This is a genomic window from Thalassoroseus sp. (assembly GCF_984380535.1).
In genome coordinates this window covers 1-2397 of record NZ_CFHRBF010000050.1, presented here as the reverse complement: position 1 = coordinate 2397, position 2397 = coordinate 1, and the positions used below count along the sequence as shown (strand labels likewise).

At 53.1% G+C, this 2397-nt stretch carries 4 protein-coding genes and 1 pseudogene; all 5 read left to right on the top strand.

Annotated elements, in window-relative coordinates; all coding sequences use genetic code 11:
- Positions 1-311 (top strand): annotated as a pseudogene (locus tag AC5DDB_RS29925) (hypothetical protein); the annotation flags it as partial.
- Between the two features lie 607 nt (positions 312-918).
- Positions 919-1287, top strand: a complete 369-nt coding sequence (locus tag AC5DDB_RS29920) for a DUF1257 domain-containing protein (RefSeq protein WP_491743441.1) — start codon at positions 919-921, stop codon at positions 1285-1287.
- Positions 1284-1475 carry a DUF2997 domain-containing protein gene (locus AC5DDB_RS29915; protein ID WP_491743440.1) on the top strand — a complete coding sequence of 64 codons (192 nt, stop codon included), beginning with the start codon at positions 1284-1286 and terminating at the stop codon, positions 1473-1475. The genes AC5DDB_RS29920 and AC5DDB_RS29915 overlap by 4 nt, the downstream gene beginning before the upstream one ends.
- Positions 1476-1569: 94 nt before the next feature.
- Positions 1570-1797: a hypothetical protein gene (locus tag AC5DDB_RS29910; protein WP_491743439.1), complete on the top strand. Its 228-nt coding sequence runs from the start codon at positions 1570-1572 to the stop codon at positions 1795-1797.
- Positions 1798-1802: 5 nt separating this feature from the next.
- On the top strand, positions 1803-2397 hold a 595-nt coding region (locus tag AC5DDB_RS29905; protein ID WP_491743438.1), incomplete at its 3' end, for an AAA family ATPase.

The window sequence follows — 2397 nt, the reverse complement described above, 5'->3', positions numbered from 1 at the left end:
GGTCGGAAAAAAGCGAACGTCAAGCTGCTGATGAATGCGGCATCACTACGACCGCTGCACAACGTGCGGCGGCGTTGCAACGACGAATGGACGAACTCGGAATCACCGATCCATATCTACTTTTGACTGCACCTCCAGACGACTATCCGAAACTGCGACGTCATTTACACAAACGATACCGCTTTGCACCGCTACCAGACGCGGGGCAGATTTTGAATCGATACGAGATCCATTCAGTCAAGGTTGAAAAACATTCCTGCAGCAACCCCACGTCCAACTGGTCGTGGGGTTTGTCACGCGCCAACTTATAAGAAAGAGATGGAGGAGTGCATGGTCGAGAAATCTACTAATGAAGCAACTGTACCCAAAACGGTCGACCCGCCAAACAACGCTGCACGAGAGCTATTGCAGTTGATAGTTTCTCATGTCTTTAAAAAATATTGTTGTACTCGCAAGCAAGCAGTCTCTATCAGTAGGTGTACTGCTACAAAGGAATCAAACTGAAGTCGAGAATCTCTGTACAAAGCTGCTGTTGACATAGGACTCAAATTGCAGCAGACGTGGGTCTGCTGCACACATTGCCGATTGACAGTCTTATGATCTTCTGTCTAGCCGATTTGAAACAAGCCCGCCTATTTTCTAGCTCGCTAGTGTAAAGGTCTGCAATCCGGATTTTTCCAGCACGAACGCTGCTCGCCCTTGCAAATTGAGAAACATTGTCAAGGCAACGATGGTAGTCACCTAAATTTTGGTCAAAAACGTGTCAAGTTATATAGGAGATGTTTAGCCATCCCTGAGCCAGTTGTTTGCTGTTTCGCCTGTTGATTTCAAGCATCTATGCCTGAAGTTGCCGGGCTTTTCTTGTTTGTGGTCGATGTCGTATCGGCCAAGGTTTGCTTCAGAAGGGAGAGTTTCGGAATGTCGCACATTGTGATGATCGAGACTGAGGTGCGGGATGTGGCTGCGGTGCGGGCGGCTTGCGAGCGGCTTCAATTGCCGGAGCCAAGGCATCGGACCGTCACGCTGTATAGTGGCGAGGCCACCGGTTGGGCGGTGGAGTTGCCCGAGTGGAAATACCCAGTGGTCTGTGATTTGGCGAGCGGGCGAATGCAGTATGACAATTTCAATTGTCGCTGGGGAGAACAACGTTACTTGGATGCATTTCTACAACGTTACGCGATTGAAAAGACACGGATCGAGGCACGACGTCAGGGACATAGCGTGACTGAACAATCGTTGGCGGACGGATCGGTCAAGCTCACGGTTCAAGTTGGGAGTCGCGTATGAAGACAATTGAAATCATTGTCTCGCCCCAAGGACAAACACGAGTCGAAACAAAGGGCTTCTCGGGAACGGAGTGCCAGCAGGCGACTCGGTTTCTTGAAATTGCCCTCGGACAAACGACAAGTCGGCAACTCACGGCCGAGTACTATCACTCGGCGACGCAGAACGAACAGCAGTCACGAACGGAGTAGTCCGTTCCCATCGCTTTACACACGAGCCTTCAAGTCCGCGCGACGAGCGTGTCCCGGACCTGAAGGCTCACTTCTTTGACACAGGAGACTTTTGATGAAGAAGACACTCAGAGACAATTTGCACGAACACGTCGCAGCCTGCTTTACGGGACTGTGGATTCAGTCAGCCGAACACGACGATGCGTTGGCCGAGATCGGAGCGTTGTGCGACTCGCAGAGGTGGGGATTGCTTGTCTGGGCATCGAACGCGGTCTGCATGGACCAAGTCGTCTCGATGAACCGGCCAACCGAAGTGATCCGCTGGCGGCAATTCGGTCGCTAAGCGGCGTGGCCGATCCTCAGGGAACCACGCTCCTCGTCTTACCCAACTTTCATCGGTTTCTGAACTCCGCGGAGATTGTGCAGGCTTTGCTTCGGCAGTTTTTCATCGGCAAGCAGATTCGCACCTTCGTGGTCGTCCTCTCGCCGGTGGTTGACATTCCCGTGGAACTGGAAAAGTTGTTCGTGGTTCTCAATCACGAGTTGCCGGATCGAGAACAGCTCGCGGAACTCGCTCACAGCGTGGCGACCGAACCGGGTGAACTGCCGGCTGACGATGAGTTCGGAAGAGTCCTGGATGCCGCCGCGGGATTAACGCGGTATGAAGCCGAGGGAGCGTTTTCGTTGTCGCTCGTTCGGGAAGGCCGGATTCAGCCGGAGACGCTGTGGGAACACAAAGCGCAGACGCTCAAGAAAAACGGACTCTTGCAACTGCATCGCGGCGAGGAAAGTTTTGACGACTTGGGCGGACTGTCTGCGCTCAAAGAGTTTTGTCTGCGGACGATGCGACGTCAGGGAACTGCCAATCCGCTCAAACGTCCAAAGGGCGTGCTACTGCTCTCGCCCCCAGGTTGTGGAAAGAGCAGCTTCGTGAAATGCCTGG